Source organism: Hydrogenophaga sp. PBL-H3 (assembly GCF_010104355.1).
Lineage (GTDB): Bacteria > Pseudomonadota > Gammaproteobacteria > Burkholderiales > Burkholderiaceae_C > Hydrogenophaga.
Genome location: NZ_CP044972.1, coordinates 293,396 through 315,363, shown reverse-complemented (window position 1 = coordinate 315,363; position 21,968 = coordinate 293,396). Strand labels below are relative to the sequence as shown.

Annotated in this window: 16 protein-coding genes; 1 reads left to right on the top strand and 15 read right to left on the bottom strand. The window is 67.5% G+C overall.

Going from position 1 to position 21,968, the window contains the following annotated elements; genetic code table 11:
• Positions 1–8 precede the first annotated feature (8 nt).
• From F9Z44_RS01475 to F9Z44_RS01405, 15 genes are all read right to left on the bottom strand, one after another.
• On the bottom strand, positions 9–1,307 hold the full coding sequence (locus F9Z44_RS01475) for an NnrS family protein (protein WP_159602963.1): 1,299 nt from the start codon (positions 1,305–1,307) through the stop codon (positions 9–11).
• On the bottom strand, positions 1,304–4,837 hold the full coding sequence (locus F9Z44_RS01470; protein ID WP_159602962.1) for an LAGLIDADG family homing endonuclease: 3,534 nt from the start codon (positions 4,835–4,837) through the stop codon (positions 1,304–1,306). The genes F9Z44_RS01475 and F9Z44_RS01470 overlap by 4 nt, the downstream gene beginning before the upstream one ends.
• 17 nt (positions 4,838–4,854) lie before the next feature.
• Entirely contained in the window at positions 4,855–6,084 is a 1,230-nt protein-coding gene (locus tag F9Z44_RS01465) for an NAD(P)H-dependent flavin oxidoreductase (RefSeq protein ID WP_201449994.1), read from the bottom strand.
• A complete protein-coding gene (locus F9Z44_RS01460) occupies positions 6,062–6,763 on the bottom strand; it encodes a carbonic anhydrase (protein WP_159602960.1) in 702 nt (233 codons plus the stop codon). Before F9Z44_RS01460 ends, F9Z44_RS01465 begins: the two co-directional genes overlap by 23 nt.
• Complete coding sequence (locus F9Z44_RS01455; protein ID WP_159602959.1) at positions 6,760–7,614, bottom strand: peptidylprolyl isomerase; 855 nt, start codon at positions 7,612–7,614, stop codon at positions 6,760–6,762. The genes F9Z44_RS01460 and F9Z44_RS01455 overlap by 4 nt, the downstream gene beginning before the upstream one ends.
• Before the next feature lie 24 nt (positions 7,615–7,638).
• Positions 7,639–8,370 carry a respiratory nitrate reductase subunit gamma gene (gene narI, locus F9Z44_RS01450; protein WP_159602958.1) on the bottom strand — a complete coding sequence of 244 codons (732 nt, stop codon included), beginning with the start codon at positions 8,368–8,370 and terminating at the stop codon, positions 7,639–7,641.
• Positions 8,367–9,080, bottom strand: coding sequence for a nitrate reductase molybdenum cofactor assembly chaperone (gene narJ, locus F9Z44_RS01445; protein WP_159602957.1), 714 nt, complete (start codon positions 9,078–9,080; stop codon positions 8,367–8,369). The genes narI and narJ overlap by 4 nt, the downstream gene beginning before the upstream one ends.
• 1 nt (position 9,081) lies before the next feature.
• On the bottom strand, positions 9,082–10,614 hold the full coding sequence (gene narH / locus F9Z44_RS01440) for a nitrate reductase subunit beta (protein WP_159602956.1): 1,533 nt from the start codon (positions 10,612–10,614) through the stop codon (positions 9,082–9,084).
• A gap of 29 nt (positions 10,615–10,643) precedes the next feature.
• On the bottom strand, positions 10,644–14,462 hold the full coding sequence (locus F9Z44_RS01435) for a nitrate reductase subunit alpha (RefSeq protein WP_159602955.1): 3,819 nt from the start codon (positions 14,460–14,462) through the stop codon (positions 10,644–10,646).
• Positions 14,463–14,520: 58 nt separating this feature from the next.
• Positions 14,521–16,149, bottom strand: a complete 1,629-nt coding sequence (locus F9Z44_RS01430) for an MFS transporter (protein ID WP_159602954.1) — start codon at positions 16,147–16,149, stop codon at positions 14,521–14,523.
• A 24-nt stretch (positions 16,150–16,173) separates the two neighbouring features.
• Positions 16,174–17,442 carry an MFS transporter gene (locus tag F9Z44_RS01425; RefSeq protein WP_159602953.1) on the bottom strand — a complete coding sequence of 423 codons (1,269 nt, stop codon included), beginning with the start codon at positions 17,440–17,442 and terminating at the stop codon, positions 16,174–16,176.
• A 170-nt stretch (positions 17,443–17,612) separates the two neighbouring features.
• Positions 17,613–17,954: a hypothetical protein gene (locus F9Z44_RS01420; protein WP_159602952.1), complete on the bottom strand. Its 342-nt coding sequence runs from the start codon at positions 17,952–17,954 to the stop codon at positions 17,613–17,615.
• Between the two features lie 11 nt (positions 17,955–17,965).
• Positions 17,966–18,670, bottom strand: a complete 705-nt coding sequence (locus F9Z44_RS01415; protein ID WP_159602951.1) for a response regulator — start codon at positions 18,668–18,670, stop codon at positions 17,966–17,968.
• The gene (locus tag F9Z44_RS01410; protein WP_159602950.1) at positions 18,667–20,577 is read right to left on the bottom strand and encodes a type IV pili methyl-accepting chemotaxis transducer N-terminal domain-containing protein; all 1,911 of its coding nucleotides are present in this window, start codon (positions 20,575–20,577) and stop codon (positions 18,667–18,669) included. Before F9Z44_RS01410 ends, F9Z44_RS01415 begins: the two co-directional genes overlap by 4 nt.
• Positions 20,578–20,586: 9 nt before the next feature.
• Positions 20,587–21,102, bottom strand: a complete 516-nt coding sequence (locus F9Z44_RS01405) for an RrF2 family transcriptional regulator (RefSeq protein ID WP_159602949.1) — start codon at positions 21,100–21,102, stop codon at positions 20,587–20,589.
• 110 nt (positions 21,103–21,212) lie between these two features.
• On the opposite strand from F9Z44_RS01405, the gene ytfE reads away from it, so the two are divergent.
• Entirely contained in the window at positions 21,213–21,911 is a 699-nt protein-coding gene (gene ytfE / locus F9Z44_RS01400) for an iron-sulfur cluster repair protein YtfE (RefSeq protein ID WP_159602948.1), read from the top strand.
• Positions 21,912–21,968 lie beyond the last annotated feature (57 nt).

The window sequence follows — 21,968 nt, the reverse complement described above, 5'->3', positions numbered from 1 at the left end:
TCTCCAGGTCAGCCCGGCCGGCCGTCGGCGCGCACGCGGCCGTACCAGCCCGAGAGGCGAAGGGCCCACACGCCCATGACGCCGGCCCACAACAGGGCGGCCAGCACGAGCAGCCAGACCGGGGAGGGCCACAGCGCGGCGGCGATGCGCAGCAGCACAGCCAGCTGCAGCAGCCAGAACAGCGTCCACACGAGTGTGTCGGCCACCAGCGCGCGACCGCTGTGGCCGCACGACACGCGCGTGACCATGGCCAGCATGAGCGAGCCCAGGCAACCCATGCTGAGCGCATGCAGGGGCGCCAGACCGAGCACCGGCGTGCCCAGGCCCCAGCCAGCCAGCTGCGACACGCCCGCCAGCACGAAGGACAGGCCCAGCCACAGGAAGCCCAGGTGCAACATGGCCAGCAGGCGGATCTTCAGGCTCTGCACCAGGCCCCACACCACCGCCAGCCACAGGATGACGCCGCCGGCGCCCAGCTCCAGCAGGCCGCGCGCCAGCATCCAGGCGCGCGCGAGCGGCCCGGACAGCAGCCCGGGCAGCCACACCGCCAGCACCTCCACGGCCACCGCCAGCAGCAGCGCCCACAGCCCCCAGAACGGCCGCCACGCGCCCACCATGGGCACGGCGCTGGAGGTGAAGAATGGAATCATGCGGTGCGCCACCGCCACGTAGGTCACCACCACGAAGCCCCAGAGCGCGGTGCGCACCGCCGCGCCGGCCAAGTCGATCTCGCCGGCCGCCAGCGCCACGGTCATCAGCGCCAGGCTGGCCACGCCGACCAGACCGGCCACGCCCACGGTGCGGGCGTGCACGCGGTCGGGCTCGGTGCTGCGCCGCACCAGCGACCAGAACCGCAGCACCACTGCGCCCAGGCCGAGGCAGGCCGCACCCGCGCCGGCCAGCGCCAGCGATACGTGCGTGTGCACGCCGGTGAGCCAGAGCAGCCAGCCCAGCGCCTGCAGCAGCAGCGGCGCCAGCAGCGCGCGCGCGACCGGCGGGGCCACGCCCAGCCACTTGGGCCCGGCGGTGAACAGGAAGCCCGAGAAGAACAGCGGAATGAAGCCGAAGGTCATGACCGCAGCGTGGCCCAGCGTGGGCGAGAACGCGTAGCGCAGGCCGATCAGGCCGCTGGCGCGGTCCACCTGCACCAGCGCCCACCACAGGCCCGAGGCCAGCAACAGCAGCATGGCCAGCGCAAAGCCCAGGCGGTGCGGCGCGAGCAGCAGGTGGCGCACGCGCCAGGGGCGCCGAGCGGGCGGTTCGCCCCCGCGCGGCGACAAGCCCTGCGTGCGCGCCACAGTGCTCATCCACACGCTCCGAGGTGACCGCACTGCGTGCAGTAGTCACAGCCGTCCTTGCGGATCACCGCGTGCGCGCCGCATTCGCCGCACTTCTTGCCCGGCATGAGGCCCGGCGTGGCGGCCACCACCACCGGCGCTGGCGGCAAGCCCGCGGGCGTGACCCCGGCGCGCTGCGCGATCAGCGTCTGCACCGCGTACGCAATGGCCGCCACCACCGAGTCGTGCCACATCGGCACATGGGTGCCGTCGGCCTTCTGGTGCGTGCCCATGCGCACCGGGCCACGGTCCCAGACCACCTTGCGCATGTCGCGCAAGGCGCGCTCCAGGAAACCCCCGCGCGCGGCCAGCGAGAGCAGCCGCATGCTGGACGACACCCACTGCTGCGACTCACCGCTCTGCCCCACCGGCATGAAGAACTCGATCGCGCGCTCGACCGTGCCCGAGCCGTCGGCCGTGGGCACGGGCAGGAACGACACCAGCAGATACAGGGTCTGGTGGCCCTCCTGCGTCCAGTACTCGATCTTGTCGGCCACGGCCGAGAGCGCGCCCGGTGGCCGGCTCTCGATCACCGTGCGCATGGGGTCCACCGTGGCCACGCTGGCCGTGGTCTCCGGCGTGGGTCCGGTGTCGAGCACCGAGCCCAGGATGGCGTTGGGCCGGTAGGTCGCCAGGCCCTTGAGCTGGGCGCGCCAGGCCTGCTGGTACAGGCCCTTGAAGTCGTCGTACGGGTAATCGGCCGGCACGTTCACCGTCTTGGAAATGGCGGTGTCCACGAAGGGTTGCACCGCCTCCATCATGGCCAGGTGGTCGGTCGCCGGCATCGCCAGCGCGTTCACAAAGTACTCGGGCAGCTGCGCCGTGTCGCCACCGAGTTCGCGGTAGAGCCGCCAGGCGTGGTCTTCCACCGCGTAGTCGGTGGTGCTGCCGTCGGCCTCGCGTTTCTTGCGCCGGTACATCCAGGAAAACGGCGGCTCGATGCCGTTGGACGCGTTGTCGGCAAAGGCCAGGCTCACCGTGCCGGTGGGTGCGATGGACAGCAGGTGGCTGTTGCGGATGCCGTGCGTGCGGATCGCCGCGCGCAGCGCCTCGGGCAGGCGGCTGGCGAAGGTGCCCTCGGCCAGGTACCCGTCGGCGTCGAACTTGGGGAACGCGCCCTTCTCTTTCGCCAGCGCCACCGAGGCCGTGTAGGCCGCGTCGCGCATGCGCTCGGCGATTTGCGCGGCCAGGGCGCGCCCCTCGGCGCGGTCGTAGCGCACGCACAGCATGGCAAGCGCATTGCCCATGCCGGTGAAACCCACGCCGATGCGCCGCTTGGCCGCGGACTCCTCGCGCTGCTGCGGCAGCGGCCAGAAGGTGACATCGAGCACGTTGTCCAGTGCTCGCACCTGCAGGGCCACGACCCGCTCGAAGGCCTCGAAGTCGAAGGTGGGCAGGCCGCCGAAGCCGAAGGGGTGGCGCACGAAGCGCGGCAGGATCACCGGCCCGAGGTCGCAGCAGCCGTAGGGTGGCAAGGGCTGCTCGCCGCATTGCCCTGTCACCAGGCCATTGAAGATCACGGTGTTGTGATCGGCCTGGGTGGTGTCGAACACCGCTTCCTGACCGGCGGGCACGATGGCTGCAATCCGGCTGGCGAAGCGCTGGGTTTTGCGCAAGACCTTGTCGGCCACCCACGCGCGGTAGCGGGCTGTTTTGTAGTCGAGCAGGAAACCGACCTCGCTCATGAACTGCTCGCGGGACTCACCATCAATGATGATTTCGTATTGAGACTTGCAGGCGTAGTCGGCCTGCCCCCCCTTTCCATCGGGCATGGCCTTCACGGTCGCCTCCCGGCGCAGTCGCACACGGCTGAACACACCGAAGTTGGCCAGCAGCACCTGCACATCTTTCAGCAGCTGTGGGTAGCTGGAGCTCAAACGGATGGAACAACTCTCGCTGGCGCTGGAGACGTTGACCGTGCCATCGGTTTGAAACAGTGCGCGCAGATAGGCCTTGACGCACGCCTCACTGCCTTGCCACACCACCTCGGGCACCCGGAGTTTGGTGTCGCGCGTGAAACCAAGCGCTTCCAGGGCACGCGCCAGCAGCACGGAGCGAATGAAGACGTGGTTGCGCTCGACCACCGCCACCGGCGCGACGCAATAGGTCCGCTGTGTTCGCGACAGGCCGGCGATCATGGCGTTGACCGTGGTGGTCACCCGCTCCGCGAGTTCACGCTCCTGGTTCCAGAGGTTGATGCACACCACCTCCCGCCCTTTCCCTCGGTGGGTGAAATGGCCATCGCCCGTGATCAGGCCGAGCAGCATGCCCAGCTCCTCGCTGCCTTGTTGACCAAACTGGCCCTTGCCGGACTGCACCCACAACTCGTCGCCTACCTTCAAGTCCGACAGCCTGATCTTGCCGCGCGACGTGTAGAACTCGTGCCAGGCCGTGGCCTTGATCTCATGGCCGTCTTCGGTGGTGACCTGGAACACATCGGTCAGGCGGGCGGTCATGAACGCGGGCTTGGCGGAACGGATGTCGACACCACGCCCCTCGCCGCCCAGAGCCCGGCGGTCCACCGTGGTCTCCAGGAGCAGTCCGCTGTTGTAGAGGTCACCGATCCGCACCAGCCCGTGTTGTGTCGCCAGCCGGGTGTCGGCCGTCACACAGGGGTTGGTCGCCTCGATCGACTCGCAGTAGCGCAGGTTGTTGTCCTGCTGGATGTGGTCGAGGAACAGGATGCCGGGTTCGGCGAAGTCGTAGGTGGAGCGCATCACCGTGTCCCACAGTTCGCGCGCGGGCTGGCTGCGGTAGACCCACAGACCGTCGGCGCGCTGGTGGGCGCCCTGGGCCATCAGGGCCGCGCCGGGGCGGGCGCGGTGCACCAGTTCCCAGGGCTGGCCGTCGGCCAGGGCGCGCATGAAGGCGTCGCTCACGCCCACCGACACGTTGAAGTTGTTCCAGCGCCCCGGCGTTCGCTTGGCGGTGATGAACTCGAGCACGTCGGGGTGGTCGATGCGCAGCACGCCCATCTGCGCACCGCGCCGCGCGCCCGCGCTCTCCACCGTGGCGCACGACTGGTCGAACACATTGATGTAGCTGCACGGACCCGAGGCCAGCGAGGCGGTGGCCTTGACCTCGGCGCCGCGCGGGCGGATGCGCGAGAAGTCGTAGCCCACACCGCCGCCGCGCCGCATGGTCTCAGCCGCCTCGCGCAGGGCTTCGTAGATGCCGGGGTAACCGCCGTCGTCCACGCCCTGGATGCAGTCGCCCACGGGCTGCACGAAGCAGTTGATCAGCGTGGCCTGGATGGTGGTGCCGGCCGCGCTCATGATGCGACCGGCCCCGATGGCGCCGGCCTGCAGGTTGTCGAAGAAGCGCTGTTCCCACAGCGCGCGGTCGGCCTCGGCTTCCACCGAGGCCAGGGCGCGCGCCACGCGGCGGTAGATGTCCTGCTCGCTGGTCTCACCGTCCTTGAGGTATTTCTCCTTCAGCACGTCCAGGGTGATGGGTTGCTGGCCGATGGTGCTGGCGGATTTCAATGCGTCGCGTTTCATGGTCGGATGTTCTTTCATTAAGCCGACGCAGGATGGACACCGCCCAGCAGCCAGCGCATGAGGTCCTGCACCGGGCGGATCTGCTGGCCAAACGGCAGCACACCCGCACCCCGGAAAAACAGGCCCTTCTGCGCGTCGCCGTCGAGCGCGTGACCGAGCTGCTGGTCGATGCAGAACTGCCCCATCTCGCCCTTGCCTTCGCGCAGGCCGCAATGGGCCAGGCAGTCGAACGCCATGTTGCACTTTTTCTTCACATGCGCAACCGCCTTCAGTCGCGGCTCCAGGCGCAGGTATTTGTCCAGCCAGGGAGTGCGCACGGCGCGCGCGGGCAGGCCGGCCACGCTGACGAACTCCACCAGGTCCTCAGGTCGGGCCTCGGCCAGCACGCGCTTGAAGGCCGGGTCGGCGTCGCATTCGCGCGTGACGGCGAAGGCCGTGCCGAGCTGCACCGCGCTGGCACCCAGGGCCTGCAGGCGCAGGATGTCGTCGCGGCAACTGACGCCGCCGGCGGCGATGAGCGGAATTTCGCGCTCGATGCCGGCGGTCTTGAAGAAGTCGAGCACCTGCGGGATCACGACCTCGAAATCAAAGCGGGTGTCCTGCAGGTCGGCCACCTTGGCCGCACCGAGGTGGCCGCCGGCCAGCCGGGGGTGCTCGATCACGATGGCGTCGGGCAGGCGACCCTTTTTCTCCCACTTGCGCACCAGCAGCTGCACGCCGCGCGCGTCAGACAGGATGGGGATGAGCGCGGTGTCGGGGTGCTCGCGCGCCAGCTCGGGCAAATCCAGCGGCAGGCCCGCGCCCACCACCACCGCGTCGGCGCCGCTCTGCAGCGCCTGGCGCACGTACCGCTCGTAGGCGCTGAGCGCCTTCATCACGTTGACCGCGACCAGACCCTGGCCCTGCGCGAGAGCCTTCGCGCCGCGGATCTCGCGATCGAGCGCCACCAGGTTGGCCGCGTCGATGCGCTCGCGCGCGTCGGGCTCCTTGTCCAGGTGGGCGGTGGCGGCCATCAGGTCGGGGTGGCGACGGCGCAGGTCGACCGACGAGACCGTGCCCACGCCGCCCAGGCCCGCCACGGTGCCCGCCAGCGAGGCCGCCGACACACCCACGCCCATGCCGCCCTGCACCACCGGCAGCAGCTCGCGGCCGCGCAGGCGCCAGGTGCGCAGACCGCCCTGTCGGGCCAGGGCCTGGAGTTCGGCCGCCAGCGCTGCGGGCGCTTCAGTAACTGATGACTTGTCCATCGTGTTCCACATAAGGTTGGTACGGCCCGGTGCCGCTGTTGGAGGCTACCGAGGCCGCGATGAAATCACCTTGCTGTGCATCAAACACATGCACTTCTCCGTCTTCGATGACGTAGTGCCAGCCGTGCAGGGTGAGCCGGCCAGCCTCGACCTCGCGCCGCACCATGGGGTAGCCCATGAGGCGTTCGAGCTGCAGCACCACGGCGCGCTGCTCGGTGCGGCGCATCGACTCGGCGCAGGGCTGCACGGGCAGCAGGGCCTCGTCGATCAGCTTGAGCCACGCGGTGAGTGCCACGGCCTCGGCGGGCGCGCCTTCGTAGGCGGTGCGGATCGCGCCGCAGTGGCTGTGGCCGCAGACGACGATGCGTTCCACGTGCAGGCTCAGCACGGCGAACTCGATCGCGGCCATCGTTCCGTGCAGGCCGTGCGATTGATCGTGGGGAGGGACGAGGGCGCCGACATTGCGCACAATGAACAACTCCCCTGGGCCCGCGCCGGTGAGCAGGTAGGGCACGAGGCGCGAGTCCGAGCAGCCGATGAACAGCGTCTTGGGGTGCTGGCCCTCGGCCACCAGGTCCTGAAAGCGCTGCTGGTGGCGCGGGAAGTAGTCGGATCGGAAATGCCGCAGGCGCAACAGCAGCTCGTCCGCTGCTGTTGCGCTCCCGGCAGGAGCGCTCATTGAACGAGAGGCGTGTCGGCCCCCTCCAGCTCCACGCCCTCCACCAGGGCCTGGCCCACCAGCAGCTGCATGTACTGGCGCAGCGCCGTGGCCTGCGACTGCAGGGCCAGGCGCGCACCGATCTGCGCCCGCAGCTCGGTGAAGTCGGGCAGGCGCCCAGGCTCGCGCGCCAGCACCTCGACGATGTGCAGGCCGAAGCGGCTGTGCACCAGACGCGGGTGCAGACCCACGGCCTGGATGGCGTCGTTCTGCAAGAAGAGCGCCTTGGCCAGTTCGGGCGCGCAGTCCTGCGGCGTGATCCAGCCGAGGTCGCCACCCTGGGCGCTCGAAGGGCAGTTGGAGAGTTCGGCCGCGAGCTGCGCGAAACGATCGGCTGCCACGCCCTGGCGCGAGAGCTCCAGCAACGCGGCTTCGGCGCGCTGGGCCAGCGCGTTCACCGGCACGCCCGGCGTGACCGCAAACAGGATGTGCCGCACGTGCAGCGCCTGGCCGACCACGAAGCGCGGCTTGTGCGCCTCGTAGTGGCGCCGGCATTCCTCGGTGCCCGGCTCGGGCGAGTGCACCTCGGCTTCAAGCAGGGCTTCGATCGCGCGGCGCGTGGCTTCATCGGGATCGGGCGCATTCAAGCCGGTGAAGCGCGGCAGCAGGCCGTTGCGCACCGCCTGCTGGCGCAACAGCTCGGTGCAGGCGCGCTCGCGCAGGGTCTGCGCATCCAGCGTCTCACCGGCTTCGTGCAGGGCAATGCCGTTGACGCAGGCGATCGCTGCCGGAGCCGTCGCAGCGGCCTCGGGGCCTTTGCAGGCGCAGGCGCTGCTGCCGCAGCCCGAGGATGTGGAAAGGTCATGGCTCATGGGGACTCCCGTGGTTGGGTGGGATCAGCGGGGCTGGTTCGGGTGGGCCGGATTCGTCGGGTTGGCCGGCACACCCAGGCGGCGGCTGCGCACCACCTGGTAGGGCCGCACGAGGTAGGCCACGCTGGCGAAGCCGCTCCACACATGCACCAGGCGCGAGAACGGGAACAGCAGGAAGATCGTCATGCCCAGCACCAGGTGCACCTTGTACGGCCAGTCCATGTTGACCAGCGCAGCCGCATCGGGGCGGAAGGTGACGATGCGCTGCGCCCACTCGGCCAGCACCAGCATGGCGCTGCCGTCGGCGTGCGAATACGAGTACGGCAGCGTGATCAGACCCAGCGTGAGCTGCACCCACAGGATGACGAGGATGGCGAGGTCGGTGCGGTGGCTGGTGAGGCGGATGCGTGGGTCGAAGATGCGACGGTGCAGCAGCAGCGAGAGGCCCACGAAGCAGACCACGCCGGCGATGCCACCCGCGTAGATGGCCATGCGCTGCTTGGCCGCGGCGCTCATGAAGCCTTCGTAGAAGTAGTGCGGCGTGAGCAGTCCCACGGCGTGACCGAAGAACAGGAACAGGATGCCGAGGTGGAACAGGTTGCTGCCCCAGCGCAGCTGGCCCTTGCGCAGCAGCTGCGAGGAATCGCTTTTCCAGGTGTACTGGTCGCGGTCGAAGCGGGCCAGGCTGCCCATGAGGAAGACCGCCAGGCAGATGTAGGGATAGACGCCGAAGAGGAAGTGGTGCAGTGAGGTCATGCCTGTGCTCCTGGTGGGGGGGAGGGGTGGCGGCCGGTGGCCGCCTTCACGATGCGGATGGGTTGTGGCTGGCCGGGCCGGGCCTGGCCTTCGGTGGAGCAGCCGCCGAACACGGCAGGTTCGGCCCAGCTCTCGTCGATGCCGGGGTCGGCGGCCACCGGCACCGGCTCGGCTTTCTCGCCCGCGAGTTCGAGCACGGCGGCCAGCACGCTGGCGTAGGGGCTCTGGCGCTTGAGCAGCGCGCTGAAGATCACCCGCACGATGTGCGCGCTCTCGCCGAGGAACTCGCGCGCCACCGTGGCGGGCTGGGTGGAGGCGAATTCGAGCAGCACGCTCAGGTGGTCGGGCAGCTCGGTCGGGCCGAAGAACAGGCCTGCCTTCTCGTAGGTCTGGATCAGGTCGATCATGGCCGGACCCCGGTCGCGCGAATCGCCCAGCACATGCTCGAACAGGTGCAGCGCGGTGCTGCGCCCGCGGTCGAAAAGCTCGACGTAGTCGGCTTCGACGTCGAGCGCCGGCTGCTGGCTCAGGTGCACCAGCAGCGCGTCAAGCTCGACCAGCCGCGTGGACGGCAAGGCGGCCTCGGCGCGCAGCGCGTCGCGCAGTTCACCGGCGTGCTCACGCAGCTCGGCGGTGGGGTAACGCAACAGGTGGGCGAGCACACGCAGCGTGTGCACGGCAGGCTTTGGGGGAGATGAGAAAAATGCCATGTCAGACCCCCGCCTTGATCGGGATGGTGCGCTTCTTCTCGCTGCCGAACAGGCTGGTTTCCGTCTGCCCTTCCGAACAACCGTTGCCGAAACTGAAGCCGCAGCCGCCTTTGATGTTGAAGGTGTTCTCGGCGTATTCGCGGTGGGTGGTGGGGATCACAAAACGGTCCTCGTAGTTGGCGATGGCCATGGTCTGGTACATGTCCTCGACCTCGCGAACACTGAGCTGAACCTGGTCAAGAATGTCCTGGTTGATCACGCCGTCCACGTGCTTGGCGCGCTGGTAGCTGCGCATGGCCAGCATGCGTTCGAGCGCGCGCACCACGGGGATCGTGTCGCCGGCGGTCAGCAGGTTGGCGAGGTACTTCACGGGGATGCGCAGCTGGCTCACGTCCGGAATCTCCCCGTTGTCGCCCAGGTGCCCGGCGTTGGCCGCGGCGGTGATCGGCGAGAGCGGCGGCACGTACCAGACCATCGGCAGCGTGCGGTACTCGGGATGCAGCGGCAGCGCCACCTTCCAGTCCACCGCCATCTTGTAGACCGGGCTGTGGCGCGCGGCCTCCAGCCAGTTGTCGGGGATGCCGTCGGCGCGCGCCTGCGCGATCACCGCCGGGTCGTGCGGGTCCAGGAAGAGGTCGATCTGGGCTTTGTAGAGGTCCATCTCGTTGGGCACGCTGGCGGCTTCCTGGATGCGGTCGGCGTCGTACAGCAACACGCCCAGGTAACGGATGCGACCGACGCAGGTCTCGCTGCACACCGTCGGTTGCCCGGCTTCAATGCGCGGGTAACAGAAGATGCACTTCTCGGCCTTGCCGCTCTTCCAGTTGTAGTAGATCTTCTTGTAGGGGCAGCCGCTCACGCACATGCGCCAGCCGCGGCACTTGTCCTGGTCGATCAGCACGATGCCATCTTCCTCGCGCTTGTAGATCGAGCCCGAGGGGCACGAGGCCACGCAGGCCGGGTTGAGGCAGTGCTCGCAAAGGCGCGGCAGGTACATCATGAAGGTGTTCTCGAACTCCCCCACCATGGCCTTTTGCGCGGCCTCGAAGCCGCTGAAGTTGGCGTCCTTGCTGCGCTTGGCAAACTCGCCGCCCAGGATCTCCTCCCAGTTCGGGCCCCACTCGATCTTCTCCATGCGCGCGCCGGTGATCAGGCTGCGCGGGCGCGCGGTGGGCGCGTGCTTCATCTCGGGCGCCGACTGCAGGTGGTCGTAGTCGAAGGTGAAGGGTTCGTAGTAGTCGTCGATCTGCGGCAGGTGCGGGTTGGCGAAGATCTTCATCAGCAGCTGCCACTTGCCGCCCTGTTTGGGCACGATGGAGCCGTCAGCGCGGCGGGTCCAGCCGCCCTGCCACTTCTCCTGGTTCTCCCACTCTTTGGGGTAGCCGATGCCGGGCTTGGTCTCGACGTTGTTGAACCAGGCGTATTCCACCCCGGGGCGGTTGGTCCAGACGTTTTTGCAGGTGACGGAACAGGTGTGGCAACCGATGCACTTGTCCAGGTTGAGCACCATGCCGATTTGTGCGCGTATTTTCATGATTCAGGCTCCTTCGGTTCGGCAGGTGTTCAGGGGTTCTCGCCCTGGGACTGGTAGGCGCGGATCAGGTGGTCGTCGGCCGGTGTGTCGAGCCAGTCCACCTTGTCCATCTTGCGCACCACGACGAACTCGTCGCGGTTGGTGCCGATCGTTCCGTAGTAGTTGAAGCCGTAGCTCAGCTGCGCGTAGCCACCGATCATGTGGGTCGGCTTGAGCACGATGCGCGTGACCGAGTTGTGGATGCCGCCGCGCACGCCGGTGATCTCGGAGCCCGGGGTGTTGATGATCTTTTCCTGCGAGTGGTACATCATCACCATGCCCGGGTTCACACGCTGGCTCACCACCGCACGCGCGGCCACCGCGCCGTTGATGTTGAACAGCTCGACCCAGTCGTTGTCCACGATGCCGGCGCTCTTGGCGTCGTCTTCGCTCAGCCAGACCACGGTGCCGCCCCGGTTGAGGGTGAGCATCATCAGGTTGTCGCTGTAGGTCGAGTGGATGCCCCACTTCTGGTGCGGCGTGATGAAGTTCAGCTGGATCTCTTTGTTGCCGTTGGGCTTGATGTTGTGGATGCCCTCGGTGGTCTTCAGGTCCACCGGCGGGCGGTAGCTGCCCAGGCCTTCGCCGAAGGCAATCATCCAGGGGTGGTCCTGGTAGAACTGCTGGCGACCGGTGAGGGTGCGCCATGGGATCAGTTCGTGCACGTTGGTGTAGCCGGCGTTGTAGCTCACCGTCTCGCTCTCGATGCCGCTCCAGGTCGGGCTGCTGATGATCTTGCGCGGCTGGGCCTGGATGTCGCGGAAGCGGATCTTCTCGTCCTCGCGGTAGAGCGCCAGGTGGGTGTGGTCGCGCCCGGTCTGCTTGCCCAGCGCTTCCCAGGCCTTCACCGCCACATGGCCGTTGGTCTCGGGCGCGAGCTGCAGGATCACCTCGCAGGCGTCGATGTCGGTCACGATCCTGGGCATGCCTTTGGTCACGCCCTCGTCGAGCGTGGTGCCGTTGAGCTGGCCAAGTTGCTCCACCTCGGTGCCGGTCTTCCAGCCGATGCCCTTTCCGCCGTTGCCCAGTTTGTCGAGCAAGGGGCCCAGCGCGGTGAAGCGTTTGAAGGTGTTGGGGTAGTCGCGCTCCACCACGGCGATCTGTGGCGCGGTCTTGCCGGGGACGAGTTCGCAATGGCCTTTCTTCCATTCCTTCACGTCGAAAGGCTGCGCCAGTTCACCGGGGGTGTCGTGCATGATGGGCGTGAGCACCACCTCTTTCTCGACCCCGAGATGGCCCTTGCAGACCTCGCTGAAGGCCTGCGCAAAACCCTTGTAGATCTCCCAGTCGCTGCGGCTCTGCCACACCGGGTCCACCGCCGCCGACAGCGGGTGGATGAAGGGGTGCATGTCGCTGGTGTTGAGGTCGTTCTTCTCGTACCAGCTCGCGGTGGGCAGCACCACGTCCGAATACAGGCAGGTGGTGCTCATCCGGAAGTCCAGCGTGACCAGCAGGTCCAGCTTGCCCTGCGGCGCGTGCTCGTGCCACACCACCTCTTCGGGTTTGGCTTCGTCCCGACCCAGGTCTTTGCCCTGCACACCGTTCTCGGTGCCCAGCAGGTGCTTGCAGAAATACTCGTGGCCCTTGCCGCTGGAGCCCAGCAGGTTGCTGCGCCACACGAACATGTTGCGCGGCCAGTTCTGCGGCGCATCCGGGTCTTCGCAGCTCATCTGCAGCGTGCCGTCCTTGAGCGCACGCACCACGTAGTCCTTGGGGTCCAGTCCGGCGGCGGTGGCGTCTTTCACCACCTGCAGCGGGTTGGTCTTGAGCTGCGGCGCGCTGGGCAGCCAGCCCATGCGCTCGGCGCGCACGTTGAAGTCGATCATGCTGCCGCCAAACGCGGCCTTGTCGGCCAGGGGGCTCACAATCTCTTCCATGCCGAGCTTCTCGTAGCGCCACTGGTCGGTGTGCGCGTAGAAGAAACTGGTGCTGTTCATCTGGCGCGGCGGGCGCGCCCAGTCGGTGGCAAAGGCCAGCGGCACCCAGCCCGTTTGCGGGCGCAGCTTTTCCTGGCCCACGTAGTGCGCCCAGCCGCCACCGCTCTGGCCGATGCAGCCGCACATCATCAGCAGGTTGATCACACCGCGGTAGTTCATGTCGGCGTGGTACCAGTGGTTCATGGCCGCACCGATGATCACCATCGACTTGCCATGCGTCTTGTCGGCGTTGTCGGCGAACTGCTGCGCCACGGTGATGACCTGGTCGCGCGGCACGCCGGTGATGCTCTCCTGCCAGGCCGGCGTGTAGGCGGCATTGTCGTCGAAGTCCTTCGCGCCACTGCCCAGACCACGGTCGATGCCGTACTGCGCGACCTGCAGGTCGAACACGGTGGCCACCATCGCATGGCGCTCCTCGCCGGCCTTGCCCAGACGCAGGCGCACGGCCGGCACACGGGCATGGTTGATGGCACCGTTCTGCGCGTTGGCGGTGAAGTGCGGCGCGGCGTTGCCGCCGAAATACGGGAAGGCCACGTCCACCACCTGGTGGTCCTGCTCGCCGTCCTCGATCACCGAGAGCTTGAGCTTCACGTCGGTGTCGCTGCGGGCTTCCTTGGATTCCAGGTTCCACTTGCCTTCGTCGCCGCGCCCGGCCTCGCCCCAGCGAAAGCCGATCGAGCCGTTGGGCAGCACGGCCCGTCCGCCGGTGTCGAAGGCCACGGTCTTCCACTCGGGGTTGTTCTTCTGGCCGAGCCGTCCGTTGAAGTCGCTGGCACGCAGGTAGCGGTCGGGCACCAGGGTTTTGGTGCCGTCGGCCAGCGTGTGCTCTTTCAGCATCACGAGCAGCGGCAGGTCGGTGTAGCGGCGCGCGTAGTCGTCGAAATAGCTGGACCTTGGCTTGCCGCCTGCGGGGAAATAGAAGTTCTTGAGCACCACGTGGCCCATGGCCATGGCGAGCGCGGCGTCGGTGCCCTGCTCGGGGTGCAGCCAGAGGTCGGAGAGCTTGGCCACCTCGGAGTAGTCGGGTGTGACGGCCACCGTCTTGGCGCCCTTGTAACGCACCTCGGTGAAGAAGTGGGCGTCGGGCGTGCGCGTCTGCGGCACGTTGGAGCCCCAGGCAATGATGAACGAGCTGTTGTACCAGTCGGCCGATTCGGGCACGTCGGTCTGCTCACCCCAGACCTGCGGGCTGGCCGGTGGCAGGTCGCAGTACCAGTCGTAAAAGCTCATGCACACGCCACCGATGAGCGAGAGGTAGCGCGAGCCGGCGGCGTAGCTCACCATGCTCATGGCCGGGATGGGCGAAAAGCCGATGATGCGGTCGGGCCCGTGCTGCTTGATGGTGTAGACGTTGGCCGCGGCAATCAGCTGGTTGACCTCGTCCCAGTTGCTGCGCACGAAGCCGCCCATGCCGCGCACCTGCTGGTAGTCGCGTCGGGCTTCGGGGTTCTCGACGATGGAGGCCCAGGCAGCCACCGGGTCTTTCGCCACGGCGAGCGCGGCGCGCCAGCGCTCCAGCAGGCGGCCACGCACCATGGGGTACTTCACGCGGTTGGCGGAATACAGGTACCAGCTGTAGGAGGCGCCGCGCGCGCAGCCGCGCGGCTCGTGGTTGGGCATGTCCCAGCGCGTGCGCGGGTAGTCGGTCTGCTGGGTTTCCCAGGTGACGATGCCGCCCTTGACGTAGATCTTCCACGAGCACGAACCGGTGCAGTTCACGCCGTGGGTGCTGCGCACGACCTTGTCGTGCGCCCAGCGGTTGCGGTAGGCGTCTTCCCAGGTGCGGTCTTCGCCGGTGGTCTGGCCGTGGTTGCCCGAGAAGGACTCGCGCGGCAGCGAGAAGTGGGAGAGGCGGTCGAGGAAATGGCTCATGGAAATGCTCCGTGTGACAGCGATGCGGGGGGTGCGGGAACGCGCGGGGGCGGTCCGGTCAGGGGTTGTGAATGTCCGAGCCCTTGCGCAGGTAGAACCACCAGTTCAGCACCAGGCAGACGGCGTAGAAGATGGCGAAGCCGTACATGGCGAGCTGCGGTGTGCCGGCCTTGATCTGCGCGCCAATCACGACCGGCGCGATGAAGGCGCCATACGCGGCCACGGCCGAGGTCCAGCCCAGCACGGGGCCGGCCTGCTGGCGGTCGAAGATGACGCCGATGGTGCGGAAGGTCGAGCCGTTGCCGATACCGCTGGCAAAGAACAGCACGATGAACAGGCCGATGAAGGCGGTGAAATACTGCTCCGGCGTGGCCGAGCCGTAGGCCTGCATCATCACGTAGCCCACCGCCCCGGAGGCCAGCACCATCACCGCCGAGATGACCTGGGTGACGATGGAGCCGCCCACCTTGTCGGAGATCCAGCCGCCGATGGGCCGCACCGCGGCACCGACGAAGGGGCCGATCCAGGCGTAGGTCAAGGCCGACGGCGCGTTCGGATTCTTCAGCGTGTGCGTCATCACACCGGCCGCATCGGCCACGTGCTGGAAGCCGAAGATCACCGTGATGGCCAGCGGCAGCACCATCGAGAAACCGATGAAGGAGCCGAAGGTGACGATGTAGAGCGCGGTGAGCGACCAGGTGTGCTTGTTGCCGAAAATGGCGAACTGCTTGGCCACGTTCTCCTTCATGGCACCGAAGGCGGCCAGACGCATCATGAGCAGCGCCAGCACGATGTCCAGCGGGATCGCGACCCACATGTTCAGGATGCCCAGACCGGTGGGCGCCGGCAGGTACAGCCAGAGCATGAAGATGGCCGGGATGAAGGCCAGGGTGTAGAGGTAGGTGACCTTGGCGAACGCAACCAGTGGGTGGCCGGTGTCGGGGGACACGGTCTTGAGGTTGTTCATGCCGAACCAGGCCAGGATCGACAGGGGCACCAGCGAGATCACCCAGGCGAAGCCCGCGTTCTGGATCCAGGTGGGCGTGCCGGCGGCGATCTTGCCGAAGATCCAGCCGCTGTCCTTCACCAGCGTCATGGGCTCACCACCGAAGGCGCCGAGCAGCGGCAGCGTCATCACGAGCGGGATCACGATCTGCATGGTCGTGACGCCGAAGTTGCCCAGGCCCGCGTTCAGACCCAGCGCCGTGCCCTGCAGCCGTTTCGGAAAGAAGGTGCTGATGTTGGACATGGAGCTGGCGAAGTTGCCGCCCCCCACGCCCGACCACAGCGCCAGCAGCTGGAACGACCACAGCGGCCATTCGGGGTGCTGCAGCGCGAAGCCGGTGCCAATCGCCGGCGCCAGCAGCATGGCGGTGGTGAGGAAGATGGTGTTGCGTCCACCGGCCAGGCGCACCAGGAAGGACGCCGGGATGCGCATGGTGGCGCCCGAGATGCCGGAGATGGCGGTGAGCGTGAACAGCTCGGCCTGGGTGAAGGGAAAGCCCAGGTTGAGCATCTGCACCGTGATGATTCCCCACATGCCCCAGACGGCGAAGCCGCACAGCAGGGCCGGCACGGAGATCCACAGATTGCGGTAGGCAATCTTGCTGCCGGTGCTGTTCCAGAAGGTCTCGTCTTCGGGCCGCCAGTCGACGATGTCGGGGCCGATCTTTTGTGTGTTGTTCATGGTGGTGTGGACCGACGCGTGGCGTCAGTTCTGAAGGGAAAAGGGTTTGGCGTTGGCGCCCATGACCTCGGTCTGGCGCACCTCGGTCCAGTACATCCAGATGAGCGAGACCCAGACCACGCCGTACATCAACATGAAGGCGCTCGAGCGGATGCCGGTGATGTCCATCAACGCACCGAACAGAATGGGCAACACGAAGCCGCCCATGCCACCGGCCAGGCCGACGATGCCGCTGATGGCGCCGATGTTCTTCGGGTAGTCGTCGCTGATGTACTTGAAGACACTGGCCTTGCCGAAGGCCCAGGCGATGCCCAGGATGAACATCAGACCGGTGAAGAGGTAGACGTTGAGGCCGATGTGGAAGGTGCGCGGGCCGTTGACGGTGACGACCGTGAAGTCGGTCTGCGGATACGAGAGCAGGAACAGGCAGATCCAGCTCACCCACAGCACCCACCAGGTGACCTTGTGCGCGCCGAACTTGTCCGACATCACGCCGCCCACCGCCCGCAGCACACCACCGGGCAGCGAGAAGCAGGCCGCCAGCAGCGCGGCCACGCGGATGTCCAGGCCGAACTCGCCCACGTAGTACTGCACCATCCACAGCGAGAGCGCCACGTAGCCACCGAAGACGATGCTGTAGTACTGGCAGTACTTGAGCACCTTGGGGTCCTTGAGTGCCTTGAGCTGGTCCACGAAGGACACGTTGCTCGGCACCAGGTGAGCGGGGTCGCTGTGACTGAACAGCCAGAACAGCACCACCGTGCCCAGCATGATGGCTGCGTACACCTGCGGCACCATGGTCCAGCCAAAGGCCACGAGCAGCACCGGGGCCACGAACTTGTTGACCGCCGCGCCCGAGTTGCCCGCGCCGTACACGCCCATGGCCATGCCCTGGCGGTGCTTGGGGAACCAGCGCGCCACATAGGGCGTACCGACCGAGAACGAGCCACCCGCCAGGCCGACAAACAGGCCGATGGTGAGGAAGTGCCAGTACGCTGTGGCGTAGCTCATGAGCCAGATCGCCGGCACGGTGATGGCCATGAGGATGGCCATCACGATGCGGCCACCGTAGCGGTCGGTCCAGATGCCCAGCGGCACGCGCACCAGCGAGCCCGTGAGCACGGGCGTGGCCATGAGCAGGCCGAACTGCGTGGAGTTGAGGTCCAGCGCCTTCTTGATCGGGATGCCGATGACGCCGAACATCATCCAGACCATGAAACACACGGTGAAGGCCAGCGTGCTGACGATCAGCACGGACCACGCTTTTTTGTCGTTGTTCAGTTCAGAGGCCATGTTGGTTTCTCCACGCGGGGCATGAAGAGACTGTCGTCGCGGCGAGCGCGGCTGGCTATCCACCACCCGGTCGCCCGGGCGGCTCTGAAGAACGATGGTGGCGGGACGCGGTGCGTCCGGAAGAACTACGGCCGCCGGTTTGTGGCCATCAATTGATCTGGCTCAATGCCTCAAGGCGTGTTTGCCGGCACCAGAACGATGGTCACCAGCACGCTGGCGTCTTCCACCGCGAGCAGGCTGTGCGGCACACCGCTGCGCAAAAAGAGCAGTTGCCCGGGCTGCAGCCGCTGCACGCCCTCGGGCGTCTCGAAGTCGATCACGCCTTCGAGGCACTGCACAGTGATTTCGCCCGCGACCTGGTGCATCGGCATGGCGCGGCCCAGCGGCAACCGCAGGCGGATGACTTCGAGCTGCTCGGACTTGAACAGGGCAATGGACTGGGTGCTGAGTGCGTCACCGCCCTGGTGCACGAGGTTGGCGATTTCGCCGGATGCAAGGTGGTGCAAGGCCATTTCCGGTTCTCCTAGGGAGCGTGTCGGGCGGCGAACACCGCTGCCTGGACACGCGAGGTGAGGTGGAGTTTGCGCAGGATGTGCTGCACGTGGATCTTGACCGTGGTCTCGGCGATGTCGAGCTGGCGCGCGATGTGTTTGTTGCTGTCGCCGCGCGCGATCAGGTGCAGGATCTCCAGCTCGCGCGCCGAGAGGGAGGCCAGCTCCGCGTCGGCGGCTGCACCCGATGCATCAACACTGTTGCCGTTGCCGTTGCCGTTGCCGTTGGCTGGGGGCTGCGCGCGCAGGGCCGACACGAGCTTGGTCGTCATCTCGGGGCTGACCACCGACTCGCCCTCCGTCACCTTGACGATGGCTTCGCACAGGTGGTGCGACTCGACCGTCTTGAGCAGGTAGCCGTCGGCACCGGCCTTGAGCGCGGCCACCAGGTCGGCCTCGTTCTCGCTCACGGTCAGCATGAGCACGCGGCTGCCCGGTGCGGCCTCGCGCAAGGACGGGATCGCATCCACGCCCAGCACGCCGGGCAGGTGGTTGTCGAGCAGGATCACGTCGGGCTGCTGGCGCGCCACGCAGCGCAGCGCCTCGCCCACGTCACCGGCCTCGCAGCTCACCTCGAAGCGCGGGTCCTGCGAGAGCAAGGCCGTCAGCCCTCGGCGGAACAGGGAGTGGTCGTCGACCACGAGCAACTGGATCGGACGGGCGGGTGAGTCGGTCATGAAACGCTGTGTTCGGTGGCGGGTGTGACGGCCGGATTGGCCGCCACCGGGTGGGGTGGCAGGGTCAGGACCACGGTGGTGCCCTGGCCGGGCTCGGAGCTCACGCCGACCCGCGCGCCGATGAGGGCGGCGCGCTCGCGCATGATCTTCAGCCCCACATGGGATTCGTCGGGCGCGTCCAGCGTGTCGAAGCCCGAACCATCGTCGCGCACACGAAAGCGCCACTGCGAGCCTTTGATCACATCCAGCTGGACATGGTTGGCGCCGGCGTGCTTGCGCACGTTGGAGAGCGATTCCTGCAGCACATGCAACACCTGCACCTGCACGTCGGGCGGCAAGGGCAGGCCGTGGCCCTCCACGTGCAGCTTCGCGCTCAAGCCGGTCTGGTGCTGGAACTTCTGCAGCGTCTCCTGCAGCGCGCGCTCGATGTCGTCGGTGTTGGTGCGGGTGCGAAAGTGCACCAGCAGTTCGCGCACGTCGTTGATGCTCTCGCGCAGGCCCTGGTCGAGTTCGTCGATCGTGGCTTGCACCTGTTGGGGCTGTGCCTTCTGCACGGCGAGGCGCAGCAGCTGAACCTGGATCGTGAGGAAGGCCAGCGACTGCGCGATGGAATCGTGCAGCTCGCGCGCGATCAGCGCGCGCTCCTCGCCCACCGCCGCCTCGCGCTCCAGCGCGGAGGCGCGCAGGCTCTCCAGCGCGTTTGCGAGGTGGCTGGCCAGGGCGTCGAGCAGCTCGGTCTCGCCCGCGCTCAGGCTGGCCTGCGAGCGGTAGAACAGGTCGATCTCGCCGAGCAGGCGGTTCTGCAGGCGCACCGGCACGCTCACCAGCGTCTCGAAGCCGGCGCGCGCGCAGTGGCGCACCTCCAGCTCGTCGTGGCTGCGGATGGGAATCACGCGCGTGCGTGCATCGGGCTGCAGGCTGCCACAGGCACAAGCACCCGCCAGCAGACTGCGCTCCTCGTCCACCATTTCCAGCGGGAAACAATCGGAGGCCAGCATCAGGTAGCGCTGGCTGGCCTCGTCGCTCCAGCGCACCGCCACCGCGTCGGCCTTCACCACCGTGCGCACACGCTGGGCAAAGCCGCGCGAGAGCTCCTCGATGCTGCCGGCACGGGCCATGAAAGCACTGACCTCGTACAGGGTGGCCAGCCGCGCGCGCTGTGCCTCGATGTGGCGCGTCTTGCTCTCGACCTGGCTCTCCAGCCCGGCGTACATCGACTGCAGCGTGGACGCCATGCGGTTGAAGCCCCCCGCCACCTGGCCGAATTCGTCCAGCGTGTCGACCTCCACGCGCGCCTTGAAGTCGCCCGACTCCAGCCGGCGCAAGCCCTGGCGCAGGTGGGCCAGCGGGTGGATCACGTACATGTAGCCGGTGTAGAGCATCACCACCGCGCCACCGATGGCCAGCGCCATCATGAGGAACTGGAACAGGTTGAGGATGGCGGTGAAGCCCGAGAGCTGCTGCTCGATCGCCAGCACCAGGGCGTCGATCGCATCGACGAAGGCGTCGGCTGCGGCCAGCGCCTGCGCGGGGTCGGGCGGCGTGGTCTGCAACCACAGCGGGCGCTGGTTCCGCCACAGGGCCTCCACCGTGGCGAACTCGCGGCGGACCGCCTCGTCCCAGGGCACGAAGAGCGGCCGGCTGGCGTCGCCGCGGCGCAGCAGCTCCAGGCTCTGGTCGAACTCCTGCACCAGCGCCGCCACCTCGGCCGGCGCACGCCCGGCCTGCGCCACGCTGGTGAGCCGCCAGGTCTGCATGCGCATGCGCCCGGCTTCGTTCACCGCCGCCGCGCCGCCTTCGAGCTGCCAGGTCACCCACAGCGTGAGGCCGATGGAGGCGAGCGCGACGAGCAGCAAGCCAGCGCCAATACGCACCAGCTTGGTCGACAACGAGGCGGTGGACACCATGGCGCGAGGTTAGCGGCTTTCGCCGCCGGTAGATACCCGCGCGCGACGGACCGCAGCCTCGGGCGGGCGCGGCAGGCCGGGCACGAAGCGCACCCGCTGGCCACTGCGCGCATCCGCCGCGGGCGCAACGAGATCGGCCAGCGTCACGCCGTCAAGCACTTCCAGGTAACGGTCCATGGCTTCTCGCAGCGCACCCTTCAGTCGGCAGTGGCCGTCCAGGCGGCAGCTGTTGTGCTCCGCGTCGAAGCACTCCACCAGGGTGAAATCGCTTTCGGTCTGGCGCACCACCTCACCCACGACGATGCTGTGCGCCGGCTTGAGCAGGCGCAGGCCGCCTCCGCGCCCGCGCGTGGTCTCCAGCAGGCCCAGGCCGGAGAGCGTCATCACGATCTTGGTCAGGTGGCTGCGCGAGATGCCGTGGGCTTCGGCGATCTCGCCCACGGTGGCGGGGTGCTCGCGCTGCTCGCTGGCGGCGCAGTACATCAGCACGCGAAGGCTGTAGTCGGTCCAGTGGGTCAATCGCATGGCGCATCCTCCTCATGACCGATGTCCGTACGGATGGTCTGAATATTCATGTTGTCTGCATTTTATGCGCTAATATATTCATACCACATGAACCTTTAAGGAAGCACGCCATGGACACCACCTTCGCTCCCGCCGACACCCTGGACCGCGCCCGCCAGCCCATTGGCCAGATCGCCGTGGAGTTGCCCGGCTCCACCGCCGTCTTTCGCCGCCTCAAGCTCGACTTCTGCTGCGGCGGCCAGATCGCCCTGCAACAGGCCTGCGACAACAAGGGCCTGGCGGTGGACGCGGTGCTGGCCGAACTCGCCCGGTTGGACCGCCCCGACGGCCCGGCCGTGCCGCAGGTGCCCGCCGAGATGATCGACCACATCCTCACGCGCTACCACGCGGTGCACCGCGAGCAGTTGCCCGAGCTGATCCGCATGGCGCGCCGGGTGGAGGCGGTGCACCGCGAGCACCCCGATGTGCCCACGGGTCTTGCCGAGCACCTGGAAGCGATTGAGGCCGAGATGCTGGAGCACATGGCCAAGGAAGAGAACATCCTGTTCCCCATGCTCAAGGCGGGCGGGCGCGGCATGGCCATGCACCCCATCGGCGTGATGCGCGGGGAACACACCAGCCACGGCGAGCAACTGGAGCGCCTGATGGCCCTGACGCACGACGCCACACCGCCCCAGGGCGCGTGCAACACCTGGCGCGCGCTGTACGCAGGTATTCATCAGTTCTCGGACGACCTGATCGCGCACATCCACCTGGAAAACAACCAGTTGTTCCCGCAGTTCGAGCCTTCGCGCGCGGCCTGCTGCTGAGCCGGGCGCGGCGGTGGGACGCGCTATGCTGGCGGTGACTTTCACCGACCGCACCGC

Excerpts from the sequence above, each read along its gene's own strand:
- F9Z44_RS01420 (WP_159602952.1), bottom strand. The coding sequence starts at position 17,954 with ATGGCCTTGCACCACCTTGCATCCGGCGAAATCGCCAACCTCGTGCAC.
- F9Z44_RS01475 (WP_159602963.1), bottom strand. The coding sequence starts at position 1,307 with ATGAGCACTGTGGCGCGCACGCAGGGCTTGTCGCCGCGCGGGGGCGAA.
- F9Z44_RS01410 (WP_159602950.1), bottom strand. The coding sequence starts at position 20,577 with ATGGTGTCCACCGCCTCGTTGTCGACCAAGCTGGTGCGTATTGGCGCT.
- F9Z44_RS01405 (WP_159602949.1), bottom strand. The coding sequence starts at position 21,102 with ATGCGATTGACCCACTGGACCGACTACAGCCTTCGCGTGCTGATGTAC.
- narH (WP_159602956.1), bottom strand. The coding sequence starts at position 10,614 with ATGAAAATACGCGCACAAATCGGCATGGTGCTCAACCTGGACAAGTGC.
- narJ (WP_159602957.1), bottom strand. The coding sequence starts at position 9,080 with ATGGCATTTTTCTCATCTCCCCCAAAGCCTGCCGTGCACACGCTGCGT.
- F9Z44_RS01470 (WP_159602962.1), bottom strand. The coding sequence starts at position 4,837 with ATGAAACGCGACGCATTGAAATCCGCCAGCACCATCGGCCAGCAACCC.
- F9Z44_RS01465 (WP_201449994.1), bottom strand. The coding sequence starts at position 6,084 with ATGGACAAGTCATCAGTTACTGAAGCGCCCGCAGCGCTGGCGGCCGAA.
- narI (WP_159602958.1), bottom strand. The coding sequence starts at position 8,370 with ATGACCTCACTGCACCACTTCCTCTTCGGCGTCTATCCCTACATCTGC.
- ytfE (WP_159602948.1), top strand. The coding sequence starts at position 21,213 with ATGGACACCACCTTCGCTCCCGCCGACACCCTGGACCGCGCCCGCCAG.
- F9Z44_RS01430 (WP_159602954.1), bottom strand. The coding sequence starts at position 16,149 with ATGAACAACACACAAAAGATCGGCCCCGACATCGTCGACTGGCGGCCC.
- F9Z44_RS01425 (WP_159602953.1), bottom strand. The coding sequence starts at position 17,442 with ATGGCCTCTGAACTGAACAACGACAAAAAAGCGTGGTCCGTGCTGATC.
- F9Z44_RS01415 (WP_159602951.1), bottom strand. The coding sequence starts at position 18,670 with ATGACCGACTCACCCGCCCGTCCGATCCAGTTGCTCGTGGTCGACGAC.
- F9Z44_RS01455 (WP_159602959.1), bottom strand. The coding sequence starts at position 7,614 with ATGAGCCATGACCTTTCCACATCCTCGGGCTGCGGCAGCAGCGCCTGC.
- F9Z44_RS01435 (WP_159602955.1), bottom strand. The coding sequence starts at position 14,462 with ATGAGCCATTTCCTCGACCGCCTCTCCCACTTCTCGCTGCCGCGCGAG.
- F9Z44_RS01460 (WP_159602960.1), bottom strand. The coding sequence starts at position 6,763 with ATGAGCGCTCCTGCCGGGAGCGCAACAGCAGCGGACGAGCTGCTGTTG.